Genomic DNA, 7388 nt, shown 5'->3' with positions numbered 1-7388 from the left:
CCGGTGCCCGCCGCGCGTCCGAAGCGGGAGAAGCCCGAGCCCGCGGCCGTACCCGATCTGACCAAGCCCGTACCCGACCTGACCAAGAAGGCCCCCGAGGCGCCCCGTGAGCTGCCCGCGCGGGCCGAGCAGCTCCAGCTGTCCGGGGACATCACGTACGCGCTGCCCTCCCTGGACCTGCTCCGGCGGGGCGGCCCCGGCAAGGCGCGCAGCGCCGCCAACGACGCGGTCGTCGCCTCGCTCACCCAGGTCTTCACCGAGTTCAAGGTCGACGCGGCCGTCACCGGCTTCACCCGCGGCCCGACGGTCACCCGCTACGAGGTGGAGCTGGGCCCCGCCGTGAAGGTCGAGCGGATCACCGCGCTGACCAAGAACATCGCCTACGCGGTGGCCAGCCCGGACGTGCGGATCATCAGCCCCATCCCCGGCAAGTCCGCGGTGGGCATCGAGATCCCCAACACCGACCGGGAGATGGTCAACCTCGGCGACGTGCTGCGCCTCGCGGAGTCCGCCGAGGACGACGACCCGATGCTGGTCGCCTTCGGCAAGGACGTCGAGGGCGGGTACGTCATGCACTCGCTGGCGAAGATGCCGCACATGCTGGTCGCCGGCGCCACCGGCTCCGGCAAGTCGTCCTGCATCAACTGCCTGATCACCTCGGTGATGATGCGGGCGACCCCGGAGGACGTCCGGATGATCCTGGTCGACCCCAAGCGCGTGGAGCTGACCGCCTACGAGGGCATCCCGCACCTGATCACGCCGATCATCACCAACCCCAAGCGGGCCGCCGAGGCGCTGCAGTGGGTGGTCCGCGAGATGGACCTCAGGTATGACGACCTGGCCGCCTACGGCTACCGGCACATCGACGACTTCAACCGCGCGGTGCGCGAGGGCAAGGTCGAGCCGCCGCCGGGCAGCGAGCGCGAGCTCCAGCCGTACCCGTACCTGCTGGTGATCGTGGACGAGCTGGCCGACCTGATGATGGTCGCCCCGCGTGACGTCGAGGACGCCATCGTGCGCATCACGCAGCTCGCGCGCGCGGCCGGCATCCATCTGGTGCTCGCCACCCAGCGCCCGTCGGTCGACGTGGTCACCGGCTTGATCAAGGCCAACGTGCCCTCCCGGCTGGCGTTCGCCACCTCCTCGCTGGCCGACTCGCGGGTCATCCTCGACCAGCCGGGCGCCGAGAAGCTGATCGGCAAGGGCGACGGCCTGTTCCTGCCGATGGGCGCGAACAAGCCGACCCGTATGCAGGGCGCGTTCGTGACCGAGGAGGAGGTCGCGGCCGTAGTCCGGCACTGCAAGGAGCAGATGGCGCCCGTCTTCCGGGACGACGTCACGGTGGGCACCAAGCAGAAGAAGGAGATCGACGAGGACATCGGCGACGACCTCGACCTGCTGTGCCAGGCCGCCGAGCTGGTCGTCTCCACCCAGTTCGGGTCGACGTCGATGCTCCAGCGCAAGCTGCGCGTCGGCTTCGCCAAGGCGGGGCGGCTGATGGATCTCATGGAGTCCCGCAACATCGTCGGGCCGAGCGAGGGCTCCAAGGCTCGGGACGTGCTGGTGAAACCGGACGACCTGGACGGTGTGCTCGCGGTGATCCGCGGGGAGACCGAGGGGTGACGCGAAGGGCCGTTCGGTCCAGCCCGGTTGCGCCGGGTGGCCGAGCGGCCGTGACCCACCCGTTAGGGGGCATGGGGCAACCGTTCGGGTTTGTCGTACGTCCAGTTGAGCGAAAGGTCAGGTAAGGACCTCGCCCAGGGGTACCTGCTTGTCCGATGATCGGCATGTCGTGCCGGTCCGCTGGCGTACAAAGTCATACCGTCCGGTTGCCCCACCCTTTCGTCACCCCCCTAGACTGAGCTTCCAGCACAGGTGGCTACACGCTCGAAAGGCGCCCCCGTGTCCCTCGGCAACTCCCCTGAAGACGAGCGTCCGTTGCGAGACGAGTCCCAGGAAGCCCGACCTTCCGTGGGCCGCGCCCTGAAGCAGGCGCGGATCGCGGCCGGGCTGACCGTGGACGACGTCAGCACCGCCACTCGGGTCCGCATCGCCATCGTGCGCGCCATCGAGGCGGACGACTTCGCCCCCTGCGGCGGCGACGTGTACGCCCGTGGGCACATCCGCACGCTGGCCAGGGCCGTCCACCTCGACCCCGAGCCGCTGATCGCCCAGTACGACGCCGAGCACGGCGGCCGTCCGGCGCCCACCCCCGCCGCACCGCTGTTCGAGGCGGAACGGATCCGGCCCGAGCGACGCGGCCCGAACTGGACGGCGGCGATGGTCGCCGCCATCGTCGTCGTGATCGGGTTCGTCGGGTTCACCGCGTTCAAGGGCGGCTCCTCCTCCGGCGACTCCAAGTCCCAGGTCGCCGAGGGCAGCCCGTCCAGCGCCGGCACGAGCGCCTCGGCCCCGCCGAAGAAGGACGAGCCGGACCGGCCGAGCGGCGAGCCCTCCGACAGCGCCATCGCCGCCGCCCCCCAGGACAAGGTGACCGTCCAGGTCAGCGCGCCCAACGGACGCAGCTGGATCTCGGCCAAGGACCACAACGGCCGGATGCTCTTCGACGGGCTGCTCAAGAAGGGCCAGTCCAAGACCTTCCAGGACAACTCCAAGATCAACCTCATCCTCGGCGACGCGGGCGCGATCGAGCTGTACGTCAACGGCAAGAAGATCGAGGACACCTTCCGGCCCGGCGCGGTGGAGCGCCTGACCTACACCAAGGGCGACCCCGTGGCGGGCTGAGAGGCCGTGCCCCGCGCGATGTGACGGAGTCGGCCGGGCCCGGCCAACCCCGTCGACGTGGGCTGTCGGCGAGACGAAGTAGTCTTGAGCACATGCCTGAACGCCGTACCGTCGCACTCGTCACTCTCGGCTGCGCTCGTAACGAGGTGGATTCCGAGGAGCTCGCAGGCCGTTTGGAGGCGGACGGCTGGCAGCTCGTGGACGACGCCGCGGACGCCGACGTCGCCGTGGTCAACACCTGTGGCTTCGTGGAGGCCGCGAAGAAGGACTCCGTCGACGCCCTGCTGGAGGCCAACGATCTCAAGGGCCACGGGAGAACCCAGGCCGTCGTGGCGGTGGGCTGCATGGCCGAGCGGTACGGCAAGGAACTGGCCGAGGCGCTGCCCGAGGCCGACGGCGTGCTCGGCTTCGACGACTACGCCGACATCTCGGACCGCCTGCAGACCATCCTGTCCGGTGGCATCCACGCCGCCCACACCCCGCGCGACCGGCGCAAGCTGCTGCCGATCAGCCCGGCCGAGCGACAGGAATCGGCCGCGTCCGTCGCACTGCCCGGGCACGCCCCGGCCGACCTGCCCGAGGGCGTCGCCCCCGCCTCCGGCCCCCGCGCGCCGCTGCGCCGCCGCCTGGACGGCTCCCCGGTCGCGTCGGTCAAGGTCGCCTCGGGCTGCGACCGGCGCTGCTCCTTCTGCGCCATCCCGTCCTTCCGCGGCTCCTTCATCTCCCGCCGCCCCAGCGACGTCCTGAACGAGACCCGCTGGCTGGCCGAGCAGGGTGTGAAGGAGATCATGCTGGTCTCCGAGAACAACACCTCCTACGGCAAGGACCTCGGCGACATCCGCCTGCTGGAGTCCCTGCTGCCGGAGCTGGCCGACGTGGACGGCATCGAGCGGGTCCGGGTGAGCTACCTGCAGCCGGCCGAGATGCGCCCCGGGCTGATCGACGTCCTGACCTCGACGCCCAAGGTCGCCCCGTACTTCGACCTGTCCTTCCAGCACTCCGCGCCGAACGTGCTGCGCGCCATGCGCCGCTTCGGCGACACCGACCGGTTCCTGGAGCTGCTGGACACCATCCGGAGCAAGGCCCCCGAGGCCGGCGTGCGCTCCAACTTCATCGTCGGCTTCCCCGGCGAGACCGAGTCGGACCTGGCCGAACTGGAGCGCTTCCTCAACGGCGCCCGGCTGGACGCGATCGGCGTGTTCGGCTACTCCGACGAGGAGGGCACGGAGGCCGCGACGTACGACACCAAGCTGGACGAGGACGTCGTCGCCGAGCGCCTGGCCCACATCTCCCGGCTGGCCGAGGAGCTGGTCTCGCAGCGCGCCGAGGAGCGCGTCGGCGAGACCGTGCGGGTCCTGGTGGAGTCGGTGGACGAGGAGGAGGGCGTCCACGGCCGTGCCGCGCACCAGGCGCCGGAGACCGACGGCCAGGTGCTGCTCACGAGCGGCGAGGGCCTGACCGTCGGACGTATGGTCGAGGCGAAGGTGGTCGGTACGGAAGGTGTCGACCTGGTGGCCGAGCCGCTGGCCGGCTCGCTCGCGTGTAGTGAGGAGGCGGGCAGATGACCGGAGTCCCGGCATCCGCCGCAGGCGGCTCCTCCGGCGCGCAGCGCGCCCGGGGCACCGCCGCCGCTGCCGACGGCGCCCGGTCCGAGATCTCCGGTTCTGCTTCAGCTCCCGCCGACGAGGGCGGCAAGGCCCCCCGTGGCGGCAAGATCACGGCTGCGGCCGTCAACCAGGCCAGTGTCTGGAACGTCGCCAATCTGCTGACCATGCTGCGGCTGCTGCTGGTGCCCGGCTTCGTGGCGCTGATGCTGGCGGACGGCGGCTACGACCCGGCCTGGCGCTCGCTGGCCTGGGCCGCCTTCGCCATCGCCATGATCACCGATCTGTTCGACGGGCATCTGGCGCGGACGTACAACCTGGTCACCGACTTCGGGAAGATCGCCGACCCCATCGCCGACAAGGCGATCATGGGGGCGGCGCTCATCTGTCTGTCGGCCCTGGGCGACCTGCCCTGGTGGGTGACGGCCGTCATCCTCGGCCGGGAACTCGGCATCACCCTGCTGCGTTTTCTGGTCATTCGCTACGGCGTGATCCCCGCCAGCCGCGGCGGCAAGCTGAAGACCCTCACCCAGGGGGTGGCCGTGGGCATGTACGTCCTGGCGCTGACGGGGTGGCTGGCCACCCTGAGGTTCTGGGTGATGGCCGCGGCGGTCGTCCTCACGGTCGTGACGGGCCTCGACTACGTAAGACAAGCCATTGTGCTGCGCCGGCGGGGAATCGCCGAGCGCGCGGCGGTGTTGGAGGAGAAGGACGCGTGAGCTCCCAGGCCACCGAACTGGTGCGACTACTGACCGTGAGGGGCGAGACCCTTGCCGTCGCCGAGTCGCTGACCGGTGGCCTGGTGGCGGCGGAGATCACCGGGGTACCCGGGGCGTCCCGGGTGTTCCGGGGCTCGGTCACCGCCTACGCCACCGAGCTCAAGCACGCGCTGCTGGGCGTCGACGGCTCCCTGCTGGCCCAGCGCGGTGCGGTGGATCCGCAGGTCGCGGGCCAGATGGCCGCCGGAGTACGCACGCTTCTCGGCGCCGACTGGGGCATCGCGACCACCGGTGTGGCAGGCCCCGACCCGCAGGACGGCAAGCCCGTGGGGACGGTCTACGTGGCCGTGGACGGCCCCCTCACCGACCGGTCCGGTTCTGCCGGTGGCGGAAAAGTCCGGGCGCTGCGGTTGAACGGCGGCCGTGCGGAAATTCGTATGGAGAGTGTACGGAGCGTACTCGCAGAGCTGCTGGAGCGGCTTGCGGGCGAACAGACTGGGAATGAGCGGGCACAGGATACGGAACGGAACGGGGGGTTTTGATGTTTGCAGCCCTGAGTGAACACGACATCGCTCCCCGCACGGCCGCGGCGCGAGGCGGTACGGTGGGGCGAGAAGGATGCGGCTACGCGGTCCGAGGAGGGAGCCACCGATGATTCTGCTCCGTCGCCTGCTGGGTGACGTGCTGCGTCGGCAGCGCCAACGCCAGGGCCGTACTCTGCGCGAAGTCTCCTCGTCCGCCCGAGTCTCACTCGGCTATCTCTCCGAGGTGGAGCGGGGGCAGAAGGAGGCTTCCTCCGAGCTGCTCGCCGCCATCTGCGACGCGCTGGACGTACGGATGTCGGAACTCATGCGGGAAGTGAGCGACGAGCTGGCGCTCGCCGAGCTGGCCCAGTCCGCCCGCGCCACCGAGCCCGTGCCCACGCCGGTCCGGCCGATGCTGGGTTCCGTGTCGGTGACCGGTGTGCCACCGGAACGGGTGACCATCAAGGCGCCCGCGGACGTGGTCGCGGCGTGAGGTCCGCGCACGCGGCCTGCCAACCCTGAACGAACGAAGCCCCGGCCGGGCTTCTCCGGATCCCTCCGGACAGCCCGGCCGGGGCTTCTTGTCTGCCCATGGCGGCTTTTCTCCCGTTGGTTCCCGTTTGCCGGGGTTGTGTCGTGCGGTCATCGTGGGAGGGACGTGACGGCGCCCGAGCACCGGAGGAAACGGATGTACGTCGTGAAGAGCCCGTTGGCCGACGCGGACCTGAAGGTCGTGTCCGAGGCGCTCCAGGGTGCCCTGATGGACCTGGTGGACCTCGCGCTGACCGGCAAGCAGATCCACTGGAACATCGTCGGCCCCCGGTTCCGCTCCATCCACCTCCAGCTGGACGAGGTCGTCGCCTCCGCCCGCACCCACTCCGACACGGTCGCCGAGCGGGCATCGGCGCTGGGCGTGCCGCCCGACGGCCGCGCCGCCACGGTGGCCTCCGGCAGCGGCATCAAGACGGCTCCGGCGGGCTGGATCAAGGACACGGACGCGGTCTCGGCGATGGTGGACGCGCTGGGCTCGGTGATCACCCGAATGCGGGAACGGGTGACCGCGACCGAGGCGCCCGACCCGGTCTCCCAGGACCTCCTCATCACGATCACCGCGGACCTGGAGAAGCACCACTGGATGTTCCAGGCGGAGAACGCGTAGCGGGGGCGGCCGGGGCACTCCACGGTTCTCCGGCGCCGAGTGGCCCGGTGGTGCATCGGTGAGCCCGTGGTGCGCCTCCCGCGCGGGGCGGCCGACGGTCTAGCGTCCGGCTGGAGGTGATGGCGGGCATGGCAGGACGCATAGTGCGCCGGGGGGTCGCGCTCGGGCTCGGGGCCCTGTGGTGGTGGGCCGTGCTCCGGCTGGCCGTGGGGGAGGGCCCGGGCGTACTGGAGGCGGCCGTCGTGACCGGCGGCTGGGGGCTGAGCCTGCTGCCCGTGCACTGCGTGCCCAAGGCGCGCGCGGCCGGGGCCGTGCCGGCGGGGCGCTGGGTGGCCGCCTGGCGGGCCGGGCACGTCACCGGGGCGTCGCCACATCCGCGTACGGGTGAGGTATCCGACGCGTCGTGAGACCCGACGCGCCGGATTGCCGGGCACGGCATCACGTACGCCACGTGGTCCGGCCCGCCGGCCCTGGCTCGGCGGTGTGGTGCGGGTCGTCACGGCCTCGGTGTGCGCCTGGGGCACGCGGCCGGGCGGGCGGTCGTGGGACATCGGCGACGTGGACCCGGACCGTGCCGCCGCGGTCCTCGACCAGTGCGCGGGATCTGGGCTCAGGAGGCGTGCCGCCGTACCCTTGG

The 7388-nt window shown here is 71.1% G+C and carries 8 protein-coding genes; all 8 read left to right on the top strand.

Annotated features, from left to right (window positions below; translation table 11 throughout):
* Positions 1 to 1623: DNA translocase FtsK (locus H5J33_RS17595; protein ID WP_181795880.1), on the top strand; the 1623-nt coding region annotated here is incomplete at its 5' end.
* Positions 1624 to 1902: 279 nt separating this feature from the next.
* Entirely contained in the window at positions 1903 to 2745 is an 843-nt protein-coding gene (locus tag H5J33_RS17590; RefSeq protein ID WP_181795879.1) for a helix-turn-helix domain-containing protein, read from the top strand.
* A 92-nt stretch (positions 2746 to 2837) separates the two neighbouring features.
* Positions 2838 to 4310 (top strand): 30S ribosomal protein S12 methylthiotransferase RimO, encoded by a 1473-nt coding sequence (gene rimO / locus H5J33_RS17585; protein ID WP_181795877.1) that lies wholly within the window; start codon positions 2838 to 2840, stop codon positions 4308 to 4310.
* Positions 4307 to 5068: a CDP-diacylglycerol--glycerol-3-phosphate 3-phosphatidyltransferase gene (gene pgsA, locus H5J33_RS17580; protein ID WP_181795875.1), complete on the top strand. Its 762-nt coding sequence runs from the start codon at positions 4307 to 4309 to the stop codon at positions 5066 to 5068. The genes rimO and pgsA overlap by 4 nt, the downstream gene beginning before the upstream one ends.
* On the top strand, positions 5065 to 5610 hold the full coding sequence (locus H5J33_RS17575) for a CinA family protein (protein WP_181795873.1): 546 nt from the start codon (positions 5065 to 5067) through the stop codon (positions 5608 to 5610). The genes pgsA and H5J33_RS17575 overlap by 4 nt, the downstream gene beginning before the upstream one ends.
* Positions 5611 to 5719: 109 nt before the next feature.
* Positions 5720 to 6085 (top strand): helix-turn-helix domain-containing protein, encoded by a 366-nt coding sequence (locus H5J33_RS17570; protein ID WP_030608842.1) that lies wholly within the window; start codon positions 5720 to 5722, stop codon positions 6083 to 6085.
* Positions 6086 to 6280: 195 nt separating this feature from the next.
* Positions 6281 to 6751, top strand: coding sequence for a Dps family protein (locus H5J33_RS17565; protein WP_181795872.1), 471 nt, complete (start codon positions 6281 to 6283; stop codon positions 6749 to 6751).
* A 128-nt stretch (positions 6752 to 6879) separates the two neighbouring features.
* Positions 6880 to 7158, top strand: a complete 279-nt coding sequence (locus H5J33_RS17560; protein ID WP_181795871.1) for a hypothetical protein — start codon at positions 6880 to 6882, stop codon at positions 7156 to 7158.
* Positions 7159 to 7388 lie beyond the last annotated feature (230 nt).

It is taken from the genome of Streptomyces sp. WELS2 (genome assembly GCF_013870595.1).
Taxonomy (GTDB): Bacteria; Actinomycetota; Actinomycetes; order Streptomycetales; family Streptomycetaceae; genus Streptomyces.
Note: the sequence above shows the minus strand (reverse complement) of the source record. Positions and strands in the feature narration are given on the sequence as shown.